This is a genomic window from Moraxella sp. CTOTU47915 (assembly GCF_031986685.1).
GTDB lineage: Bacteria > Pseudomonadota > Gammaproteobacteria > Pseudomonadales > Moraxellaceae > Faucicola > Faucicola tetraodonis.
This window is the reverse complement of sequence record NZ_DAMAAE010000005.1, coordinates 1-22,164: the sequence shown is the minus strand read 5'-3', so window position 1 is coordinate 22,164 and position 22,164 is coordinate 1. Positions and strand designations below refer to the sequence as shown.

The following is a 22,164-nucleotide window of genomic DNA, read 5'->3' as shown; positions in this document are numbered from 1 at the left end:
TTATCTAAGCTTAGCGTATGCGGTTTTGGACAATAGTCGGTGTCGGTATCTAGATAGCTTACTTTTGCCAGATTGAAATAAATACTGCTTACACCAATCGCTCGACTGCTTTTTTCTTCCAAACAAATTGGTAGTACAAGCCTTGTAACACGCTCATCACTATAAAGTTTGCCACATACGCCCACCAAATGCCTTGCAGTCCAAAATGACGACTGAGTAAAATCGCACTGGGAATCTCTACCAATAAGATACTGCCGATACTGATAAACATAGGCTGCCACACCATCCCAGTCGCGCGCATCATGCCACTAAAAATCATGCCACTGCTAAAAAAAAGCAAACTCCATAACACAATGTGCAATAACTGTTGCGCTAGTATAATCACGCCTTCCACCGTGATAAACATCGCCATCAAATAACGGGAAAAAAGATACGCCAGAACAATCAATCCACCCGTAATAATGAGATTGGTCATCATGGCAGTGCGAGTGACGCAGTTTAAGGCGCTCGCCTTACCTGCGCCAATCGCTTGCGAGGCATAAATTGATGCCGCTATCGCAATCGATATGGCAGGAAATTGCACATAGCTCAACACTTGGTTGACTGCGCCATAAGCCGCGGTGGCATTGGTACCAAAGCCATTGACCAGTCCAATAATCACCAAGCAAGATATCGCGCCCGTGACCATCTGAAACGCAGTAGGTAACCCCAACCGAATTACTTTACGCGCGATGTCGGGTTGGATGCGTATATATTTGAGCAATTGAGTATCAATTTGTAAGGGGTGATTTTTGGCACGGGTATAAAAAAATAAAAACAGCAATACCAACAACTGTGACAATAAAGTCGCAATCGCAGGGGCTTGGATATCTAGCTTGGGTAACCCGAACCAACCTTGAATGAGCGCAGGCGTCACCACAATCCCAATCACAATGGAAATACCCACGGCAAACAGGGGCGTCACCGAATCGCCAACCCCGCGCAATAACGAAGTATAAGCGATAAATAAAAACAGTAGCGGACTTCCTGCCAACATCAACTTGGCATAACGGTTTGCCAAGCCTTGAATCTCAGCAGGGACGCCCATCTGTACAATGATAAACTGACTGAGCAAGCTACCTGCAATCGCAATCATCACCCCTAACATCAAAATAATTGCAAAGCTATTGCCGGTAATTCGTTTGACCAAATCCAACTCTTTGGCACCCCAAGCCTGCCCTACCAAAATCGATGAGCCTGAAGCGATACCGATGATAAATGCCATCAAAAAAAACAGCACTGGCGCAAACACCGATACGGCGGCAATCGCCTGTACCCCTAGCATCTGCCCAACAAAAATGGTATTAATCGTCCCTGACAGCGATTGCAAGATGTTGGTCAGCAGTAAAGGCAACAAGAAAAACAAAAACGGTCGCCATAGCGTGCCGACCGAACTAAAATCTGGAAGTTGTTGTGTTTTTTTCATACCGTCAAATTTGCTTAATGATAATTGCTTCTTAATGATAAATGCTTAATGATGATAATGATAACGATGGCTATTTTAATTATTTTTTTGCTACCTACCCGCTAGGTAAATTTATACAGTGCTAGATAGCAACCCAAAGCGTATCGAAAGGCCAAAAAATCTACCGACGCTGGCAAAATTTCGTTCATAGTAAACGATTGCTCAACAACATATCGCAATAAAATGTTAACTATCTTTCGTTATCACCCGTCATTTTACCGCTTACTTTAACAAAGATAACAAACGACACATATTCTCAAACTTCTATGGTCGATAACTCTGTTAAACTTTACCCTGTGCCTTGGTGCATATGTGCTTTGATGCATAAGTGGCGATAACCAGCCGCTTTGATAATGACAGAATCAAAAAAATTCACTAAAAAAGAGAACAATAATGACAACCGACAACCAAACCGATACCCAGCAATTTCGCAGCGAAAAAGACACCATGGGCGCTGTCAACGTCCCTATAGATGCCTACTGGGGCGCGCAAACCGAGCGTAGCCGCAATAACTTTAAAATCGGTGGCGAAACCTTGCCACAGCCGCTGATTGAAGCCATGGCACTGGTCAAAAAAGCCGCCGCCATCACCAATGCCAAATTAGGGCGTATTAGTGATGACAAACGTGACCTTATCGTGCAGGCCGCCGATGAAATCATCAACGGGGCACTGCGTGACCAATTTCCTTTGGTGGTTTGGCAGACAGGCTCTGGCACCCAGTCAAACATGAATATGAATGAAGTGATTGCCAACCGCGCCAATGAACTTGCCGGTCAAGGCAAAGGTCGTTATCAGCCAATTCATCCCAATGACGATGTCAACCATGCCCAGTCTACCAATGACAGCTTTCCCACCGCGATTCGGGTAGCGGCGGCGCGTCAGATTGTCTATCTGCTTATCCCGGCGGTGCAAAAACTGCGTGACACCTTAGCAAGCAAAGCTGAGCAGTTTGCTGGCATTGTAAAAATCGGACGTACCCATCTGCAAGACGCCACCCCTTTGACGCTAGGACAAGAGTTTAGCGGCTATGTCAGTCAGTTAGATCATGCGCTCATTCGTCTAGATGCCGCGCTACAAGGTCTGTATGAACTGCCTTTAGGCGGTACGGCAGTGGGTACCGGATTAAACGCTCACCCCGATTATGCCGAGCAGGTCGCGCAAACCCTAGCTGCGTTGACCGATGTGCCTTTTGTCACCGCGCCCAATAAATTTGAAGCGTTAGCGGCAAGAGATGCTGAAGTTTTTGCCTCAGGTGCCCTAAAAACCTTGGCAGCGAGCCTCAATAAAATTGCCAATGATGTGCGCTGGCTGGCTTCAGGTCCTAGATGTGGGATTGGTGAGCTTAAAATCCCTGAAAATGAGCCAGGCTCATCCATCATGCCAGGTAAAGTCAATCCAACCCAGTCTGAAGCCATGACGATGGTCGTGGCGCAAGTAATGGGTAACGATGTCACCATCAATATGGCGGGGGCATCGGGCAATTTTGAACTCAATGTGTTTATGCCAGTCATTGGCTACAACCTACTGCAATCGATTCGCTTACTGGCCGATACTTGTGACAGCTTCAATGACCATTGCGCGGTAGGCATCGAGCCTGTGACAGAAAAAATTGATTATTTCCTACATAACTCGTTGATGTTAGTCACCGCGCTCAATCGCCATGTCGGCTATGAAAATGCAGCAAAAATTGCCAAAACTGCTTATAAAGAAAATAAAACCTTAAAACAAGTTGCCGTTGAGTTAGGTTTATTGACTGACGCCCAATTTGATGAGTGGGTCAAACCTGAAGCCATGACGAGTCCAAAGTGATTAGTCCAAAGTAATGTGAAAATTCAAAAATGATTAGTCCAAAGTAATGTGAAGGTTAATGCAGCGTAATCGCACTCTTTAATCAATCAATTTTTATCAGCAGCTTTTTAGCCAGATGACAGTCATCTGGCTAAAAGCTAATTCACGCAAGCTTTTGCTATTTACTAAATTGCCACTAGCTCCCTGATGCCTTTTTCTGGCATATCACCGCCCATGCCTTGGGCGATGACTTGCCCCCGTGCCATAACCGTATAGTTGTCGGCAAGTTCTTCGGCAAAGTCATAAAACTGCTCGACCAAAATAATCGCCATATCACCTTGGTCAGCCAAGCGACGAATCACCCGTCCGATATCTTTGATAATCGATGGCTGAATCCCTTCAGTCGGCTCGTCCAAAATCAGCACCCGTGGCTCAGATGCCAGCGCTCTGGCTATCGCTAGTTGTTGTTGTTGACCGCCTGACAAGTCACCGCCCCGACGTTGGCTCATTTCATCGAGCACAGGAAAAATCTCATACAAATGGCTCGGGACTTTTTTGGCTTTGCTGCCTTTAAACTTTGCCATGCCAATCAAGATATTTTCTTCTACGGTTAAGGTTGAAAAAATATCTCGCCCTTGTGGCACATACGCCATGCCTGCGCGCACGCGGTTTTCAGGCGACAATTTGCTGATGTCTTTGCCATCGAGCAAAATTTGACCCGATTTAATCGGTAAAACCCCCATCAGACACTTTAACAGTGTGGTTTTACCCACGCCATTGCGACCGAGTACCACAGAACACTCACCCACAGGCGCGGTCAAACTGACATCGCGCAGAATATGACTGCCGCCATAATATTGATTGATTGTGTTTACTTCTAACATCGCTATCCCCTATCGCCCTAGATATTTTTCGATGACATCGTCGTTGGCTTGTACTTCAGCAAGCGTGCCTTCTGCCAAAATTGCGCCTTGCGCCAATACCGTCACTTGCTCACTGATGGTGTCAATAAAGCTCATGTCATGTTCAACCACCACCAAGGTATGGTCTTTTTTGAGCTCCAAACATAGCTCGGCGGTGCGTTCAGTTTCGGCATCGGTCATGCCTGCCACTGGCTCATCGAGCAAAATCAGCTTGGGGCGCTGCATCAATAGCATCCCAATCTCCAGCCATTGTTTTTGCCCGTGCGACAACAATCCTGCAGGTTTATTGACAAACTCACCCAAGCGAATCGTTGCTAAAGTCTGGTCAAGGGCATTTTGGGCATCCGGGTTAAGCTTGCTAAACAGGCTTTTTTTGACTCGCTTGTCTTTGGGTGCGGCAAGCAGTAGGTTTTCCATGACGGTAAAATTTTCAAACACCGTGGGTTTTTGAAATTTTCGCCCAATGCCAGCTTCGGCAATTTGCTCGGTGGTCATGCTGGCAAGATTGTGGGTTTGTCCAAAATACACTGACCCTTCCGTGGGGCGAGTTTTACCGGTAATCACGTCCATCAGCGTGGTTTTACCCGCACCGTTAGGTCCGATAATACAACGCAGCTCGCCTTCTTTGATGTACAAAGATAAGTTGTTTAAGGCGCGAAATTTATCAAACCACACGCTGACATCTTCCATATATAGGGCAATGCCTTTGCTAAAATCCGCTTCTTGTGACTTTAGCCGTCCGTAGTTGCTCTCAGCAAAGTCATTGATATTATTATCGTTGGTATTCATAACAGACTCTTTGATGTGTTATTAATGGGGTGTTTATGGGGTATTAGTCATTGGGTATAATCAAACTAACTACTGGGTTGCAGGCGGTCAGCCTAACGTCCTTGCCGCCCCTGAAGCCCCTGCCGCCTAAGATTCTTTTTTTGTTTCTGCGTTTGTTTCAATGTTTGTTTGCATGGCTGTTTCCATATTTTTTACGCTTGGCTTGGTTGTTTTTTTGCCATGCGTGATGTTGTCCAATAGACCAATAATGCCTTTGGGTAAAAACAAGGTGACGACCACAAACAACCCGCCCAAAATCAATAGCCAAGCTTCGGGATATGCTACGGTAAAGTAAGTTTTCACCGCATTGACCACACCTGCGCCCAATATCGCCCCAATCAGCGTGCCGCGTCCCCCTGTGGCGACCCAGACCGCCATTTCAATCGAGTTGACAGGGTTCATCTCACTGGGATTGATAATGCCCACTTGTGGCACATACAACGCGCCAGCGATCCCTGCGATAATCGCCGATAACACCCACGCAGATAGCTTGTACCATAAGGTACGGTAGCCAAGGTATTGCAAACGGTTTTCGCTATCACGCACGGCGCCCAGTACGCGACCATACGGCTTGTGCATCAAATAACGTAGGCCAAGGTAGGCAAGCATCAACACCAATGCTGTGGCAAAACATAGCAAGGTGCGCGTCATGGGAGCAGCGATGTCCATGCCCAAGATAGTTTTAAACCCGGTAAAACCGTTGTTACCGCCAAACCCAGTTTCGTTACGGAAAAATAGAAGTGATGCGGCAAACACCATGGCTTGGGTGATAATCGAGAAATACACGTCTTTGATTTTTGAGCGAAAGGCAAAAAACCCAAATATAAAAGCCACCAATGCCGGCACCAGCACCACCAATATCGCCGCCCAAGCAAAGTTGTCTGTGCCTGCCCAAAACCAAGGCATTTTATCCCAGCTCAAAAACCGCATAAACTCGGGCAAGCTGTTGCCTGATGCTTGACGCATCAGATACATACCCATCGCATACCCGCCAAGGGCAAAGTACAAGCCATGTCCAAGGCTCAAAATACCCGCATAGCCCCATACCAAGTCTAGTGCCAAAGCAACCATCGCCAGACACATGATTTTGCCAATCAAAGTGACCCAATAAGCGGATAAATGCAGCGCCGAATCAGCAGGTAGCAAGTGCAACCAAGGCAACACCATCAACACCGCAAAACAGCCCATAATTGCCAAGCGACTCACTGGTTTATCTGCAAATAATTGTAAAATACGCATTTTTTAACTCTCCAATGATTACTCGACAAAGCGACCTTTAAGGGCAAACAGACCTTGTGGGCGTTTTTGGATAAATAGCACCACCAGTACCAACAAAATGATTTTGGCAATCACCGCACCCATGCCAATCTCAAGCACGGTGCCACTCACCCCTAGACCCAAGGCGGCCAGTACTGCCCCCCAAATTTGACCGACACCGCCGACCACCACCACCAAGAAAGCATCGATGATGTAGTTTTGCCCCAAATCAGGACCGACGTTGCCCACTTGCGCCAAAGCACAGCCTGCCAAACCTGCCAAGCCAGAGCCGAGCCCAAACGCCATCATATCGACACGCGCCGAGCGAATACCCACCGCACGCGCCATTTGTCGGTTTTGGGTCACAGCACGTACAAACAGACCAAAGCGGGTGTATTTGAGTAAAAACACCAGTAATAACAATACGATAATGGTAAAACCGATAATAGCAATACGGTTGTATGGCAGCATCAAGCTTGGGGTCAAAGCAACAGCACCGCTTAGCCATGAAATATTGGAGACTTCGACGTTTTGTGCCCCAAAAATCATGCGAACTAACTGCATCAGAATCAAACTCACCCCAAACGTGGCAAGCAAGGTTTCTAGCTGTCTGCCATATAGCGGACGTATCACTACCCGCTCAATAATCATGCCAATAACGGCGCTCACCAAAAACGCCAGCGGAATCGCGGCAAGCATGTACCAATCGACATAGCCTGCTAAATGGCTCTTAAAAAAACTTTGCACCACATAGGTGGTATAGGCACCAATCATAATGAGCTCACCATGCGCCATGTTAATGACACCCAATAGACCGTAAGTAATAGCAAGTCCCAACGCCGCCAACAACAAAATACTGGCGGTGCTCAAGCCAGAAAACACGTGTCCTGTCCACTCACTGGCTTTGATACGCGATTTGACTTTGTCTTGGGTTGTTTGTAAGGCTTGCTTGAGCTCAGGTGAATGGCTGGTTTGTTTTGCCATCCCTTCGATATCAGCTAACACATCGGGGCTGTTACTGGACGCCAAGGTTTTTAAGGCCGCAATCTGGGTCATCTCATCGCCCGATTGCAAATCCATACGCGCTTGCAGTTGCGCCAATGCTGCTTTTACCGTACTGTCTTTTTCATTGGCATAAATATCGGCAACGGTTTTTTTATCGAGTGTGGCGATATTGTCAGCTAGGATATCCACCGCTTTAAGACGCTCGCTGGCATCGTCGGATTTGAGTTTGGCTTTGGTTTGCCCTAAGGTCAACGCCGAACGCAGCGCGTTATTGAGTGTGACTTGGTTTAGGTCGCTTGGCCAATTGCTTACCAAGGTATGCGTAGGATAGCGGTAGAGTTGGTCGGTGTTTTCTAGGGTATAGACATTGCCGGCATCATCACGGTACAGCTCGTCTTTGTTAATCAGCTCGACCAGTTTGTCATAGGATTGGCTGGTGCCTGTCCAGTTGTTGAGCATGGCTTGACGCCCCGCAAAATCGGCGGCTACAAATTTTTGAATATCATCGCCTGCGCTGGCTATGGTGCTTGTGGTTACGTTGTTTGTGGCTGCTGTGGTTACTGTACTGGTTATCGTAGTGGCCGAAGCGGTACTTGCCTGTGCATTACTCACGCTTGGCAACGCAATGCCCACCGTGGTCGCTAGCGACATGCCGAGCACAATTTTTTTACTTTTTTGCAAAAACTGCCCGAGAGAATGATTACCATTGAGCATGATGGTCGCTCCTTAGTTTGTCTGATTAGTCTTTATGATTAGTCCATCTGTTTGGTGGTGTGACGGATCAATGTTTAAATCAATAAAAGGTGAAATCGTAAAATTTTGGCAAAAAAATAAGCCATACCAGCTGGGGTATTGATGCGCGGTATGGCTGTCACAACATCGATTGTTAACTTCATTCAAGCTTATTTTGGAATACTTATTTTGGGATATAAGGACTCCAAGGTTCAGCTTTAATGGCATCTTTGGTTTTGTAAACCACATCAAACTGACCATCGGCACGGATTTGCCCAATCATCACAGGTTTGTGTAAGTGGTGATTTTCGGCATCCATGGTTAGCGTGTAGCCCGATGGCGCGGCAAAACTTTGACCTGCCATGGCAGCACGGACTTTATCCACGTCGGTGGAACCCGCTTTTTCAACCGCTTGTTTCCACATATTGATACCCACATAGGTGGCTTCCATTGGGTCATTGGTCACGACTTTATCGGCATTTGGCAGTTTGTGGTCAATGGCGTATTTTTTATAAGCATTCACAAACTTGATGTTTACAGGGTTTTTGACCGATTCAAAGTAGTTCCATGCTGCCAAGTGTCCGACTAATGGGGTGGTGTCGATACCGCGAAGTTCTTCTTCGCCCACAGAGAACGCCATCACAGGAATATCCGCCGCTTTGATGCCTTGGTTACCAAGCTCACGATAGAAGGGGACGTTTGAGTCACCATTGATGGTGGAGATAACCGCGGTCTTTTTACCCGCTGAGAATTTTTTGATATTACCCACGATGGTTTGGTAATTGTTAAAGCCAAATGGGGTATATTCTTCCATGATGTCGCTATCTGCCACGCCTTTAGACTTTAAGAACGCCCGTAAAATCTTATTGGTGGTACGAGGATACACATAGTCAGTACCCAATAGCACAAAGCGTTTGGCACCGCCACCTTCTGGTGACATCAAGTATTCAACCGCAGGAATGGCTTGTTGGTTGGGCGCGGCGCCCGTATAAAAGATGTTTTTGGACTGCTCTTGTCCTTCGTACTGCACAGGGTAGAACAATAAGCCGTTTAATTCTTCAACCACAGGCAACACGGATTTACGAGAAACCGATGTCCAGCAACCAAAGATAACCGCGACTTTGTCTTGTGTTAGTAGCTGGCGCGTTTTTTCGGCGAACAATGGCCAGTCTGAGGCAGGGTCGACAACCACAGGCTCAAGTTTTTTGCCCATCACCCCACCTTTGGCATTGATTTCATCAATCGCCATCAACGCGGTGTCTTTGAGCGATGTTTCAGAGATTGCCATAGTACCTGAGAGTGAATGTAATATACCCACTTTGATGGTATCACCATTGCTAGGGGCAGGCGCACTACCGGTGGCAGCAGTGGTTGACGTGCCACTGGCTGGTTTGGCATCACTTGATGATTGCGGTTTTGAACAACCTGTCAACATCATACTGCCCGTTACCGCTAGGGCAACCAAGGATCTGCCAAATGCACGACGGCTTAATTGAGGCTCAGTCGTGGTTAGCTCGGTGGTTTTTTTGTCTAACATGTGTCACTCCTAAAATAGATGGATTGCCGTTTTAAGGTAGAGCGTAACGGATAGGCTGTGGCTATCGGTTGCTGGTTGTCTTAACTGACTATAGTGACAATTCAATTAGTGTGCCAATCTGCCTGTTAAAAGCTATTTTTGAAAATTTTAGAAATTAAATCAAATAGTTGAATTACTAAATTTAAAAAAATTTATTTTAAACAATCGCCTATTGGCTAAATGCTGCTACTAGGTAAAAAATGGGCAAACTTTGGCAACCTTAGCGATTTCACCAATCTGATGAACTGGAATGGTTTTCTGCACTATTACCATTCATCTAGCATTCACCTAGCATTGATTGACGCCAAATTATGCTTTATCGCCAGTGTCTTTATGACATGACCCAATTTGTTGCATAAAAAAAGTGCAAGCCAGACAGCTTGCACTTTTTATCAAAGATTTTGTTAATCCCTAGTTAGCCAATACCAGTGCCATACCCAATGCCGCCATAATTGAAGGTAGCCAAGACAGCTTGGGATGCGCATGGGCTTGCGCTTTTACCCAATTCATCACCCCTGCACCCACAGCAAACAAGGCGGACATCGCGGTTATCATGCCTAAGCCAAAGCCTTGAATCACGCTACTGACTGGCATCTCCACGGCATGCGCCATCCCATGAAATAGCGTCAAACCAAATAAGCTAATCGCCATCATGAGCGAAAAGCTTTTTTGATTCGCTTGTGCTATCTTGGTGCGCTGCGCCAAAACTGCGACCGCTGTCAACACCACCGATAGCAAAATTGCACCTTCAATAATCGATGAGCCAATCGCCACATGAGATAGTTGCACCAAAGCAAAGCCTAACAGTAAGCTTGTCACCAATAAGCCCAAACCCAGTTTTTTGTGACGGGCAAACACCATGCCCATACCAACTGCAAGCACCACGTGGTCAAGACCTGAGATAGGATGCATGAGCCCTGCGGTGACGGCAGCCATTAAATCTACCGAGTTTGCACCTGCATGATGGTTTAAACCATGACCGACATGCGCCACTGCCACACTTGAAAGGCTAAAAAGCGCGGTTGCCAACGCCGTTTTTTGGGTTAAAGTTTTCATTATGTCTCCTTGATTTTATCGCATTTTTTACATATTTTCGCTTGAGCTTGGTAAATGTTGTACCGGCTGTGACGGAATCTCTAGCGCTCTTAGCATGCCCTGTTGTTGGATAAATTTGATAATGTCATCCAAACCGTCTTGAGTTTTCATGTTGCTAAACACAAATGGCTTATCGCCGCGCATTTTTTTGGCGTCTTTGTCCATAATCGACAAATCCGCGCCCACGAGTGGCGCAAGGTCGGTTTTATTGATAATCAGCAAATCTGATTTGGTAATCCCGGGACCACCTTTGCGGGGGATTTTATCGCCTGCACTCACATCAATCACATAAATGGTTAAATCCGACAACTCTGGGCTAAAGGTCGCCGCCAAGTTATCACCGCCCGACTCAATGATAATCAGCTCAAGACCGTCAAAGCGATTTTGCAAGGTGGCGACGGCATTAAGATTAATCGACGCATCTTCACGAATCGCCGTGTGCGGACAGCCGCCCGTTTCCACCCCAATAATCCGCTCAGCGGGCATGGCATCATGGCGGGTCAAAAACTCCGAATCTTCTTTGGTATAAATATCGTTGGTAATCACCGCCATGTTGTACACATCTTTGAGACGGCGACACAGACTCAAGGTCAAAGCGGTTTTGCCAGAGCCAACAGGCCCGCCAATGCCAAGACGTAACGGGGATAAGCGAGGTTGTTGGGTTGGGGTTTTTTGGGTAAAGCCAGTCATGGTATTTCCTTGTGAATGATATTAAATACTGAGGTTTTAGGAACGAAACAGACGACTATATTGTTGTTCATGATGACAGGATAATTCTGCCAACGACGGTACAGACGCTGATAGTTGCAAGTGGTTGATTAAAATCAGTAATGTTTGGGCATGCTGCTGTGCTTGTAAAAATTGTGGCGCAATGTCTTGTAGCTTAGTCATAACCGTTTGCCGATGATGGATGGTTGTCAATGCCGTTTTGACTTTGCTGGCTTGCGTTTGGCAAAGTTTGGCAATCGGTTCATCCATTGCTTGCCCCAATTGCCAAATAATACGTTGCCCCGCCATTTGTCCCAGCGGCAAGGTTTTGACAATCGCCAAGGTCAGATTTTCCATTTGAGCAAACGCATAGGTCGTCAGGCTATCTGCTATGGGCAGTTGCCAAAAATACGCCAAGCGAGCGAATAACGGTAAATAGCCTTGCGCTATCCAATCTTGTGGCATCGCAAGGTCGAGCACGCCATCGAGCCAAGCACAAAATGCCTGCGCCAATTGTTGACTTTCTAATAAAAACTCATGGCTATCACGGCTTGCCCCATAAAAATTGGCTAGACTATCCACCAAGCTGTGGTGATTTTTTTGCGCTGATAGCTGCATCATACTTGCCATCAGCGGCAGTTCAAAATTGAGTAAGACCTCTTGTTGATACGCCTGCAAAAACGCCAAACTACTGGCTTCATCATGGATAAAACCTTGCTCAATGGCAGACTCCACGCCTTGGGAATAGGTATAACTACCAATCGGCAAATTGCTCGACGCCAGCATCATCAGCTTAAGCAATTGTTGTGGCGGCGCCGTCTGTGTAAGGTGCGACGTTGTTGTCATTGTTTTCATGAAAAAAACGTGGCTTTGGTTAAATCGCCGACGATTGCACTTTGCGTGTCGGCATGGCTTAACCGATTATCATGTCCATGTGAATGCCCGCCATGCCCATATGCCCCTGTTTCGGGTTCAAAAGCGTGTTCCACTTCGCTCACGGTTAAGCCCAATTTCACCAGCATATCGGCAAGTACATAATCGGGCTCAAAATACAGGGCGTAATCATTGTCATGCTGAACCAACATCAAAGGTACATGACGATTGCCCAAATGATACGCCCCGCGCATCAGTTCAAAAGCATTGTCGGCGGTGACTTTGGTGAGGGTTTGCGGTTTGGCAAAAATTTGTATGATGTCGCCTGACGCATTTTGTACCACATCACCGTCTTTGAGCGTACCTGTGCGTGGCAGGTCGATACCGACCGCTTCACCATTTTGCAGGGTTGCACGAAAGCGTGACCGCTGGCGTGTGTCAAAGTCGAGCTGCAAAAACTGCCCGTTTGCTTGTTGGTTGACCAAATCGGTTTGCTGTTGGTCAGTTAATTGTTGCACCCGTTGATTATAAATTTTCATTACTATCCTTTGTTAAATTTTCTAGCTACTTAGAAGTTTGCCCATGACAACCGCATTTTTGACAGCGACCCTCTTTAAATTGATGTTCACAGTTGCTAAGCCCATACAGTAAATGCGAACAGTTTGGGCAAAGATTTTTCATTGGCGATACATTGTTAAAAAACTCACTGCCACATCCATCACAGATGGGATTGTTCGGTTCTAGTCATCACATTGGCATTCATAGTTAAAATCCCATTTAAAACAAGAAATACCGCTGTGCCATTGGTAACACAGCCGACGGCTCGCAAGTGAGAAGCTCACCATCCGCCCGCACTTCATAGGTTTCTGGGTTAATCGACATCTCGGGGCAATAGCTATTAAACCGCATATCTTTTTTGCGAATGTTACGAATACCCTGCACAGGGCGAATCACTTTTTGCAAACCAAGTTTGTGTTGGATGTTATTATCAAAGGCGATTTTGGATACAAAGGTGATACTGGTTTGGTGGGTGGCTTTGCCAAGGCTTGCGAACATTGGACGATAATGCACCGGCTGCGGGGTTGGGATGGAGGCATTGATATCACCCATCGGATAAGCGGCGATGCTACCACCTTTTAAAATCGTGTCAGGTTTCACCCCAAAGAATTTGGGCGACCATAGCACCAAATCCGCCCATTTACCGACTTCTACCGAACCGACTTCCTCGGCAATACCGTGGGTAATGGCAGGATTAATGGTGTATTTGGCGATATAGCGTTTGATGCGAAAATTGTCATTTTCTGTCACTGTATCTTCTCTCACTGTATCTTCGGTCACTGGGTCGATGTCATGAAGCTCACTGTTAGACGCATTTTGGCTCAATGTATCGGGTGCTAAAAATCCGCGTTGGCGCTTCATTTTATCCGCCGTTTGCCAAGTGCGAATAATCACCTCGCCCACCCGTCCCATCGCTTGCGAGTCGCTACTCATCATCGAGATTGCCCCCAAATCGTGCAAAATATCTTCAGCGGCGATGGTTTCTTGGCGGATACGGCTCTCAGCAAAGGCGATATCTTCGGCAATCGCAGGGCTCAAATGGTGACAGACCATCAGCATGTCGAGATGCTCATCGATGGTGTTGATAGTAAATGGACGCGTGGGGTTGGTCGAAGACGGCAACACATGCGGCTCGCCAATCGCCCGCAAAATATCAGGGGCGTGCCCGCCGCCTGCGCCTTCGGTGTGAAAGGTGTGAATACAGCGGTCTTTAAAGGCATTTAGCGTGCTTTCTAGATAGCCACTTTCGTTGAGCGTATCGGTGTGAATCGCCACTTGCACATCATACTCTTCGGCAACGCTCAAGCAGTTGTCAATCGCTTGCGGCGTGGTGCCCCAGTCTTCATGCAGTTTTAGACCGACCACACCCGCTTCGATTTGCTCGATAATCGGCTGCGGTAAGCTGACATTGCCTTTGCCCAGTAGCCCAATGTTCATGGGAATGTCATCAAGGGCTTTGAGCATGGTTTCGATATGGTATTTGCCGTTGGTGCAGGTGGTAGCAAGCGTGCCTTGGGCAGGCCCTGAACCACCGCCAATCATGGTGGTCACCCCAGACATCAACGCAACTTCCGCCTGCTGTGGCGCGATAAAGTGAATATGGGTGTCAATCCCGCCCGCGGTCAAAATTTTGCCTTCACCTGCAATAATCTCAGTGCTTGCGCCAATAGCAATGGTGACATTGGGCTGAATATCGGGGTTGCCCGCCTTGCCAATCGCCCAAATTCGGCTGTCTTTTATCGCCACATCGGCTTTATAAATCCCGGTATAATCCAAGATAAGCGCGTTGGTAATCACGGTGTCAGCCACCTCAGCAAACGGGCGCTGCCCTTGCCCCATGCCATCACGAATCACTTTGCCACCACCAAATTTGACCTCTTCACCATAGCTGGTAAAGTCTTTTTCCACTTCGAGCCACAGCTCGGTATCAGCAAGACGCAGTTTATCGCCCACGGTTAAGCCAAAATGCTCGGCATACATTTGGCGGGGTACGGTTTTTTGTGATTTTGGTAAACTTGCGGTATCCACAGATGCGGTGGCTTGCCCCATCACCCGCCCAGCAAACCCAAAAATCGCCTTATTGCCACCAAACTCGACCAGTTCGACTGATCGCGCTTGCCCTGGCTCAAAACGCACTGCTGTACCCGATAAGATATTTAAGCGAAACCCAAGCGCCTTGTCACGGTCAAACGCCAGTGCGTCATTGGCTTCGGCAAAATGGTAGTGAGAGCCGATTTGAATCGGTCTGTCGCCGGTATTTTTGACCAAAATAGTTTGGACGGCGCGCCCTTCATTCAGGATAATGGCTTGGTCTTTTAGCTTATATTCGCCAACTTTCATGGTTTACCTCTTATACTGTTTAAATTACACAATCGGTTGGTGAATGGTCACCAGTTTGGTACCATCTGGAAAGGTGGCTTCCACTTGCACATCGTCAATCATCTCGGCGATACCATCCATCACATCCTCAACCCTAAGCCACGTGGTGCCTTCGCCCATCAACTGTGCCACTGTTTTGCCCTCTCTTGCGCCTTCGAGCACCAACATACTGATATAGGCTATTGCTTCCGGATAGTTAAGTTTTAAGCCACGTTGTTTGCGGCGCTCGGCAACCAGTCCTGCGGTAAAAATGAGTAATTTATCTTTTTCGGCGGGGGTTAAATGCATGGGTTACTCCAATTATTTTTTCAGTGTTAAAAATTAGACCTTCACTGCCATTAGGTTGCCCAAATTCGGGGCAAATGACTGTCTTGTTGCCACATTAAAGTGCGAATCTCACCACGAACTGCACCAAAACTGTCAAAACATTGGCGGACATCATCCCCCAAATAGCGAATAATCATCACCTCGCCTGTTTGGGTGCAAGAGACAGGCAAGCTATGGTGGTCGATAAATAAGCGTAATTGCTTGACCCATTCAATCAGCTGTTTTTGCGCATCAACGCTTGGCACAACCCATAAGCTCGCAAAGACGCTATGGTTATTGAGACCCACGGCTGAGCCAAACCAATCGTGTTCGGCACAGTGATGTAAGGTATCAGCAAGCAGCAATTTGGGCTGCTCATCCACGCGCCAAAATAGGTTTGATAACCGCATCTCGCCTGTACTGTAGCGCTCGCCATGATACTCTCGCCCTAACAGGTTAATTTCCCAAGCGATAACACTGGCAGCTGGGCTGATAAAAAACTGATTGGTGGCATGGGCAAAACTTGCGTTATAAAAACAGTTTTCTTGCGGTAGCCATTCAAAACGGCTGTCATCTTGTAGATAAACCGTGACATTTTGAACAGCATAACTATTTGAATTCTCTTGAGTTTCTTGGTTTTTTTTGGTTTCTTGGGTTTTTCTGGCTGATGGGCTATCATCGGTTTGCTTGTTAGCGGTGTAACTCGGTAAATTACCGTACCATTTATTTGCCCCGGGCGTGGTAATCACAGCGTGGGCGTGATGTTTTACGCCAATGTCAATATCGAGTTTATCGCCTAAGGCGATGCCAGCAGGCGGATACAGCATGATGACATGACAAATACCTTGCTGTTCACCGCTTTCAGGATACAAGGCTTTTTGTACCCGCAAGGCGCCTTGGTGATGGCGTTGTACCAAATTGGTGCGCGCATGCTCACCCGCATGTTGGGCGTCAAAAGCTAAGGTAAGGACTGAGTGCCAAGCCATATCTATCTAACTATATGAAAAATATATGGTTTTATAGAATGCAAGGGCTGTGCCACATTGCGGCAGTGAGCCTTGATACCAGCATGGTAAAGCCCAAATTAGGGATATTTACAGAGTGTTGGGCTATTATTAGACTTGAGCGTCGACTTCTGTCAGTTGCCGATGACGCTGCATGGGCAATTTGATAGAGTTTAGGAGGGTGGCTAAAAGAATTAATATCATCCCTGAGTACTGCATGCCATTGAGCGATTGGTGCAGTAATACGATCGACAATACAATTGCGGTAAACGGCTCAAACACGGTGAATACCGAGGCTTTAGTCGCAGGGAGTTTGTGCAGGGCTGACATATACAAGAAAAACGGAATCACGGTACCCACTAGGCTGAGTCCCATCACCCACAACCAAGTGATAGCAGGCATGGTAAACGCTGTGGCATAGGTTTGATAGGTCATCGGTAGCAATAATAAAGCTATCGCACTAATCACCACTGAGCTAAAGAACACCAAGGTCGGTGGATAGTGTTTGTGTAAGGCTTTTTTTCCTAAAATGCCATACAGTGAATAGCACACCCCAGACAATAAACCAAACACAATCCCCCAACTCAATGTAAAATTTTCACTCAGCGTTGTCAGTGCCACGCCCAATACCGCGATGCAAGCTAAGGTAAATGATTTTTTTGTTATCGGCTCTTTTAATAAAAAAAATGCCAGTACCAGACTAAAAATCGGCGCCGTATATAGCAGCGATACCGCAATGCCCGCGCCCACAAAATTGACCGCGATAAAATAGCAAACCGTCATGCCTAGCACACCAATCAACGATTGCAGGCTCAACTGTAATATCTCGCCGACTGATAACTGCCTAATAGACGTCCACAACGATGGCAATAACATCAGTAGCATCATAGCAGCGGTCACCACTCTTAAAATGGCAATTTGCACACTATCAAAACCCAGTTGATGGAGATAAGTGGTAAAGATACCCAGCGTGCCCCAACAGATAGCCGCCACAATGACTTGTAAGCCACCCATCGTCGCATGATTGCGCGTGTTAGGGGATTGGTTGGTAGCGAAAGCAGGTTTACGAGTCACTGGCAATTCCTAAAAAAACGGGGGATAAAAAAAGTGATTCTAGCAAACAAGGTTGGCTAAAACCACTTTGGGAAAAAACTTAAATTAACTTCATGGGGTTATTGATAACCGTGATTAATCAATTATTTTTCTAACATCTTTTTAACCTTTTTCTAACCTTTTTCTAACATAGACACACTATCGGATTTTTTATACATCACCGTTGCTACCAGTGCAATTACGCTTGCTATCACCAATAACCAAGCTGGTGCGATTTGACTGCCTGTTTTGCTCATTAACCAAGTTGCCATCAAGGGGGTTGTGCCACCGAGTAGGGCATTGGCTGAGTTAAAGGTGAAAGCAAAACCTGAATAACGCACCTCGACTGGGAAAATCTCACTTAAAAATGCCGGTAGTGTACCGTCATTGACGGATAATAAGAGCGAGAACACCAGTTGAATCAACACAATGGTTAAAAACCCACCCAGGCTTAGGATATGAAACAAAGGCACTGTCAACGCGATAAACAACACAGATGCGATGATCAGCATGGTTTTGCGACCGTATTTGTCTGACAGTTTACCCATGGTGAAAATCATACCGATATAAGCGACTAATGAAATGGAGGCAGCTAGCAGCGACTGCGTTTCATTAATGTGCATTTGGGTCGATAAATAAGTCGGCATATAGCTTAGGATTAAGTAAAAAGCTACCGCATTCAAACTACATAACATAAACGCAATACACAAGGTTTTTTTATGGTTGGCAAACAAATTTTTGATTGGCACCGGTTTTTCAATGGTGCTTTCTTCAAACGCCTTAAAAGCCGGGGTTTTTTCAAGATTCAACCGCATATATCGACCCACTAGACCCAGTGGTGCAGCCAGTAAAAACGGAATACGCCATCCCCAAGTTTGTACAAAGTCAGCATCCATAAAGGCGGTCATAGCTGCCGCAATCAGTGAGCCCAGTAATAGACCCGCGGATGTACTGGCAGGTACGATACTGGTATAAAACCCTTTTTTGTCGGGCGGCGCATACTCTGCCATAAATGCTGATGCCCCTGCGTACTCTCCTGAAGCTGAAAAACCTTGAATCATGCGCAGCAATAACAACAACACAGGCGCTAAGATACCCACAGTGGCGTAGCTTGGCAACAATCCGATTAAGAAAGTAGCACCCGACATAATCAAAATCGACCAAGATAAAGCCGCTTTTCGACCGTATTTATCGCCAATATGTCCCCAAAAAATACCCCCAAACGGACGGACAATAAAGGATAGCGCAAAAATTGCATAAGTTGACATCAATGCGACGGTTGCATCGGTTTTAGCAAAAAATACGCTAGCGATGACAGTGGCAAAATAGCCATACGATGCGTAATCAAACCACTCGACAAAGTTACCAATAAAACTGGCTTTAGCGGCTTTTTTGAGTAACACAGGATCTTTAACATATGGCTCTGCAGCGGGTTGTTGCATTGCTACGGCAGTGGGTGAAAGTGCAAAAGTTGTCATTTAGTTTCCCCTTGGTTGGTAGTAAGTCATGCTAAAGTAAGCTAACTGATAATGTTATGCGCAGGACCATAAGCAAAGCCTGTGATATTGTCAGCGCCTGTTTCAGTTAAAACCAAAATATCATGTTCACGATAACCGCCTGCCCCTGCCATACCTTCTGGAATCATAATCATCGGTTCCATTGAGATGACCATATTTGGCTCAAGTACCGTATCAATGTCTTCACGCAGTTCTAACCCTGCTTCACGGCCATAGTAGTGTGACAACACGCCAAATGAGTGCCCATAACCAAAGGTGCGGCGGTCTAAAATGCCATATTCGGCATAGATTTTGTTGAGCTCCAAGGCGATATCACAGCAACGAACGCCAGGTTTGATGAGTTTTATGCCTTCTTCATGCACTTTGCAGTTAATTTCCCAATAGTTGAGCGTTGCCGCATCAGGTTCACCAAAATACAGCGTACGCTCCAGCGCCACATAGTAGCCTGCAATCATCGAAAAGCAGTTTAAGCTTAAAATATCATTGCGCTGCACTTTGCGATTGGTCACAGGATTGTGTGCGCCATCGGTGTTGATACCTGATTGAAACCACGTCCAAGTATCCATGAGCTCAACATGCTCAAAGCGTTGCCCGATTTCTCGTACCATCGCTTGCGTAGAGGCTAACGCTACCTCATACTCAGGAACCCCTTCATGCACGGCGTTGACGAGCGCTGCACCACCAATGTCACAAACCTGTGCACCTTGCTTGATAAGGGCGATTTCCTCGGCTGATTTCACCATTCGCATTTTCATACAAGCTTGGCTGATATCGACAAATTCGACATTGGGCAAGGCGTCTTGTAGTTTTTTCAAACGTTCGATGGGTAAGTGATCGTATTCAATCCCCACTCTGCCTTTATTTTTGATTTGACTTGCCACGGCTTTAAAGTAATTATCACGTTGCCAGTCGGTATAGACGATATTGTCATCGCCCATAGTACGTCGCCAAGGCTGTCCACCGTCGATATTGGCGGAGATAGTCACTACTTTGTCTTGGTCGATGACCAGACCATAGAAACGTCCAAATGAGCAATATAAGAAGTCGGCATAGTAGTTAATATTGTGATAGGAGGTGAATAACACGCTATCAATGTCGCTTTTTGCCATATAGGCTTTAAGCTTTTGTTGGCGGTTTTGGTATTCTTGGGCGCTAAAAGTCGGCTTGACCTTCTCGCCATTTCTGATTTGGATTAAGCTTGGCATGCTAAGTGCAGTATCCAGGCTACCCGCATTATTGATCATATGTTCAACTGACTGATTCATTGTTTGCGCCTCACGAGGTTTAGGTTGATGTTAAGAAATTCTCTGCTCTCCACATCCCTCATCATACGTAAATTTAAAAAATCAGTTTTTCATAAGACGACATTTTTTTGACTAATTACGACAACACTGCTTGTCTATTAATACTTTACTTATGACAGCGAATATTAAAAAAATTGGTTTTTTATTGATTGATGGCTTTACCATGATGGCTTTTAGCAATGTCATCGAGCCGTTACGAATGGCAAACTATGTCAGTAGTCAGCCCGTATATAGCTGGATTATTAGTGGTTTTGCAGGTCATCAGACCAGTGCCAGTAATGGGGTACAAGTCACTCATACCGCTGAAATCAAACATCTATTTGATTGTGAACTCGTGTTTATTTGCGGGGGCTATGAAGCCGAAAATTTAATGACAGACGCGCTAAAGGGTATTGTGGAGCGTTTAGCCGTTCGGGATATTGCGCTAGGGGGGCTTTGTACCGGGGCAATAGCGCTTGCGAATGCAGGGTTGTTAGCCAATCAATCGGCCTCGCTGCACTGGGAAAATGTTACACTGGCTCAGGAACAATTTGGCAATGTAAAATTCTTAAACCATATTTTTACCATTGGGGATCGGCTCTATACCTGCTCTGGCGGGGTATGCGCGCTTGATATGACCCTGCACATCATCAAGCAGCACTTTGGGCGAGAAATCGTTGAAAAAATTCAAGACATGTTTGTCATCACCACTATCCGAGAGCCAGCGAGCATCCAACATTTACCCAAACCAAAGAGCCTTAGTCATAGCTATGCTCATGTCATCGATGCTATCACATTAATGAAAACCAATATCGAAGAACCGCTCACGCTAGCGGACATTGCTAAATATGTTGGCATTTCTGAAAGACAACTACAGCGGCAGTTTGCCAAACAGCTAGGGGTCTCACCCCAACAGTATTATCTGAATTTACGATTAGACTATGCTAAAAATCTACTCCAACATACCACCATGCCAGTGACCACCATTTCAATGGCGACTGGCTTTTTTAATCTGGCATCTTTTTCCAGAGCCTTTCAACAGCAGTTTAATATGTCAGCCAGTGATTTTCGAAAAACGCTGTAGGGGTTAATGCGTCTTGTACCACCGCTTAATTTAGTAGTTGCCTTAATTATTTAAAAAACTTATTCAGCCCACTGCCAATGAATGGCTAACTGGTCTAACACTGTTTTGGCTTGTGGTTGATGCGACGCATCGCCATCTAGCTTGACTAGCACAATAAACCCATAAGTAGGGTCATCTTTGCTGCTGATAGTAGCCTTGATATGGTGTTGTTGTAGTAATTCACTAACAGCCATCAAGGTTGTTTGACGTTTTAGTGCAGGTTTAAATACTTTACCCACGGCGGTTAAGGGTAATGCATCGATCACGTAGATGGCTTTAGGAATCGCCGCTTTTTCGCCAATGTTTTGTTGGCAAAATTGTATGAGTTTATCAGTGTCTAAGCTGACACCCGGCTTAGGGGCAACGAATAAAACAGGTAACTCGCCTGTATATCTATCAGGCTTACCAATGGCAGCACAGCCGGCTACCCCGTCATATTGATAAACCACCTCTTCGATCATTTTTGGGTCAATATTGTGTCCCCCTCGGATAATTAACTCTTTTTTTCTACCCGTCAAGAAAAAGTAGCCGTCTGCATCTTGATAGCCCAAATCGCCTGAATTAAACCAAGTTTGATTGTCCGTGTCAGTTACCCAAATCCCTTGGTTTTGCT

At 46.2% G+C, this 22,164-nt stretch carries 18 protein-coding genes and 1 pseudogene; 2 read left to right on the top strand and 17 right to left on the bottom strand.

The genetic code is table 11. The annotated features are described in order from the left end of the window. Positions 1–88: 88 nt before the first annotated feature. Positions 89–1,465, bottom strand: a complete 1,377-nt coding sequence (locus RTL34_RS05325; protein WP_312115191.1) for an MATE family efflux transporter — start codon at positions 1,463–1,465, stop codon at positions 89–91. Between the two features lie 432 nt (positions 1,466–1,897). Here RTL34_RS05325 and fumC point away from each other — a divergent pair, with 432 nt between their 5' ends. Continuing rightward, positions 1,898–3,313, top strand: coding sequence for a class II fumarate hydratase (gene fumC, locus RTL34_RS05320; protein ID WP_312115190.1), 1,416 nt, complete (start codon positions 1,898–1,900; stop codon positions 3,311–3,313). 164 nt (positions 3,314–3,477) lie between these two features. On the opposite strand, the gene urtE is transcribed toward fumC, so the two are convergent. From urtE to RTL34_RS05245, 15 genes and pseudogenes are all read right to left on the bottom strand, one after another. Continuing rightward, complete coding sequence (urtE, locus tag RTL34_RS05315) at positions 3,478–4,176, bottom strand: urea ABC transporter ATP-binding subunit UrtE (RefSeq protein ID WP_007116004.1); 699 nt, start codon at positions 4,174–4,176, stop codon at positions 3,478–3,480. 9 nt (positions 4,177–4,185) lie between these two features. Then, positions 4,186–5,004 (bottom strand): urea ABC transporter ATP-binding protein UrtD, encoded by an 819-nt coding sequence (gene urtD, locus RTL34_RS05310; RefSeq protein WP_138018347.1) that lies wholly within the window; start codon positions 5,002–5,004, stop codon positions 4,186–4,188. 231 nt (positions 5,005–5,235) lie between these two features. Beyond that, positions 5,236–6,282 (bottom strand): annotated as a pseudogene (gene urtC / locus RTL34_RS05305) (urea ABC transporter permease subunit UrtC); the annotation flags it as partial. Positions 6,283–6,300: 18 nt separating this feature from the next. After that, entirely contained in the window at positions 6,301–7,956 is a 1,656-nt protein-coding gene (urtB, locus tag RTL34_RS05300) for an urea ABC transporter permease subunit UrtB (RefSeq protein ID WP_409455442.1), read from the bottom strand. Positions 7,957–8,221: 265 nt separating this feature from the next. Continuing rightward, entirely contained in the window at positions 8,222–9,475 is a 1,254-nt protein-coding gene (urtA, locus tag RTL34_RS05295) for an urea ABC transporter substrate-binding protein (RefSeq protein WP_060996033.1), read from the bottom strand. A 549-nt stretch (positions 9,476–10,024) separates the two neighbouring features. Continuing rightward, positions 10,025–10,669 (bottom strand): HupE/UreJ family protein, encoded by a 645-nt coding sequence (locus tag RTL34_RS05290; protein WP_050325605.1) that lies wholly within the window; start codon positions 10,667–10,669, stop codon positions 10,025–10,027. 27 nt (positions 10,670–10,696) lie between these two features. Further along, on the bottom strand, positions 10,697–11,398 hold the full coding sequence (gene ureG / locus RTL34_RS05285) for an urease accessory protein UreG (RefSeq protein WP_100285263.1): 702 nt from the start codon (positions 11,396–11,398) through the stop codon (positions 10,697–10,699). 36 nt (positions 11,399–11,434) lie between these two features. Beyond that, on the bottom strand, positions 11,435–12,271 hold the full coding sequence (locus RTL34_RS05280; RefSeq protein WP_312115183.1) for an urease accessory protein UreF: 837 nt from the start codon (positions 12,269–12,271) through the stop codon (positions 11,435–11,437). Then, on the bottom strand, positions 12,268–12,828 hold the full coding sequence (gene ureE / locus RTL34_RS05275) for an urease accessory protein UreE (protein WP_312115182.1): 561 nt from the start codon (positions 12,826–12,828) through the stop codon (positions 12,268–12,270). Before ureE ends, RTL34_RS05280 begins: the two co-directional genes overlap by 4 nt. Before the next feature lie 238 nt (positions 12,829–13,066). Next, a complete protein-coding gene (gene ureC, locus RTL34_RS05270) occupies positions 13,067–15,187 on the bottom strand; it encodes an urease subunit alpha (protein WP_312115180.1) in 2,121 nt (706 codons plus the stop codon). A 24-nt stretch (positions 15,188–15,211) separates the two neighbouring features. Next, entirely contained in the window at positions 15,212–15,514 is a 303-nt protein-coding gene (gene ureA / locus RTL34_RS05265; protein WP_060995978.1) for an urease subunit gamma, read from the bottom strand. 50 nt (positions 15,515–15,564) lie between these two features. Continuing rightward, complete coding sequence (locus tag RTL34_RS05260) at positions 15,565–16,518, bottom strand: urease accessory protein UreD (protein WP_062333399.1); 954 nt, start codon at positions 16,516–16,518, stop codon at positions 15,565–15,567. A gap of 129 nt (positions 16,519–16,647) precedes the next feature. Beyond that, positions 16,648–17,610: a DMT family transporter gene (locus RTL34_RS05255; protein ID WP_172823595.1), complete on the bottom strand. Its 963-nt coding sequence runs from the start codon at positions 17,608–17,610 to the stop codon at positions 16,648–16,650. A gap of 152 nt (positions 17,611–17,762) precedes the next feature. Continuing rightward, positions 17,763–19,070, bottom strand: coding sequence for an MFS transporter (locus tag RTL34_RS05250; RefSeq protein WP_312115462.1), 1,308 nt, complete (start codon positions 19,068–19,070; stop codon positions 17,763–17,765). Positions 19,071–19,147: 77 nt separating this feature from the next. Continuing rightward, positions 19,148–20,410 carry an aminopeptidase P family protein gene (locus tag RTL34_RS05245; RefSeq protein WP_312115170.1) on the bottom strand — a complete coding sequence of 421 codons (1,263 nt, stop codon included), beginning with the start codon at positions 20,408–20,410 and terminating at the stop codon, positions 19,148–19,150. Positions 20,411–20,561: 151 nt separating this feature from the next. On the opposite strand from RTL34_RS05245, the gene RTL34_RS05240 reads away from it, so the two are divergent. Beyond that, positions 20,562–21,512, top strand: coding sequence for a GlxA family transcriptional regulator (locus RTL34_RS05240; RefSeq protein WP_219332367.1), 951 nt, complete (start codon positions 20,562–20,564; stop codon positions 21,510–21,512). Positions 21,513–21,571: 59 nt separating this feature from the next. On the opposite strand, the gene RTL34_RS05235 is transcribed toward RTL34_RS05240, so the two are convergent. After that, a partial coding sequence (locus tag RTL34_RS05235; protein WP_409455441.1) for an AMP-binding enzyme occupies positions 21,572–22,164 on the bottom strand: 593 nt, incomplete at its 5' end.

What these genes read in the sequence shown, in the direction of transcription:
- RTL34_RS05325 (WP_312115191.1), bottom strand. Translation starts at nt 1,465, where the DNA reads ATGAAAAAAACACAACAACTTCCAGATTTTAGTTCGGTCGGCACGCTA.
- fumC (WP_312115190.1), top strand. Translation starts at nt 1,898, where the DNA reads ATGACAACCGACAACCAAACCGATACCCAGCAATTTCGCAGCGAAAAA.
- urtE (WP_007116004.1), bottom strand. Translation starts at nt 4,176, where the DNA reads ATGTTAGAAGTAAACACAATCAATCAATATTATGGCGGCAGTCATATT.
- urtD (WP_138018347.1), bottom strand. Translation starts at nt 5,004, where the DNA reads ATGAATACCAACGATAATAATATCAATGACTTTGCTGAGAGCAACTAC.
- urtB (WP_409455442.1), bottom strand. Translation starts at nt 7,956, where the DNA reads ATGTCGCTAGCGACCACGGTGGGCATTGCGTTGCCAAGCGTGAGTAAT.
- urtA (WP_060996033.1), bottom strand. Translation starts at nt 9,475, where the DNA reads ATGATGTTGACAGGTTGTTCAAAACCGCAATCATCAAGTGATGCCAAA.
- RTL34_RS05290 (WP_050325605.1), bottom strand. Translation starts at nt 10,669, where the DNA reads ATGAAAACTTTAACCCAAAAAACGGCGTTGGCAACCGCGCTTTTTAGC.
- ureG (WP_100285263.1), bottom strand. Translation starts at nt 11,398, where the DNA reads ATGACTGGCTTTACCCAAAAAACCCCAACCCAACAACCTCGCTTATCC.
- RTL34_RS05280 (WP_312115183.1), bottom strand. Translation starts at nt 12,271, where the DNA reads ATGAAAACAATGACAACAACGTCGCACCTTACACAGACGGCGCCGCCA.
- ureE (WP_312115182.1), bottom strand. Translation starts at nt 12,828, where the DNA reads ATGAAAATTTATAATCAACGGGTGCAACAATTAACTGACCAACAGCAA.
- ureC (WP_312115180.1), bottom strand. Translation starts at nt 15,187, where the DNA reads ATGAAAGTTGGCGAATATAAGCTAAAAGACCAAGCCATTATCCTGAAT.
- ureA (WP_060995978.1), bottom strand. Translation starts at nt 15,514, where the DNA reads ATGCATTTAACCCCCGCCGAAAAAGATAAATTACTCATTTTTACCGCA.
- RTL34_RS05260 (WP_062333399.1), bottom strand. Translation starts at nt 16,518, where the DNA reads ATGGCTTGGCACTCAGTCCTTACCTTAGCTTTTGACGCCCAACATGCG.
- RTL34_RS05250 (WP_312115462.1), bottom strand. Translation starts at nt 19,070, where the DNA reads ATGCAACAACCCGCTGCAGAGCCATATGTTAAAGATCCTGTGTTACTC.
- RTL34_RS05245 (WP_312115170.1), bottom strand. Translation starts at nt 20,410, where the DNA reads ATGAATCAGTCAGTTGAACATATGATCAATAATGCGGGTAGCCTGGAT.
- RTL34_RS05240 (WP_219332367.1), top strand. Translation starts at nt 20,562, where the DNA reads ATGACAGCGAATATTAAAAAAATTGGTTTTTTATTGATTGATGGCTTT.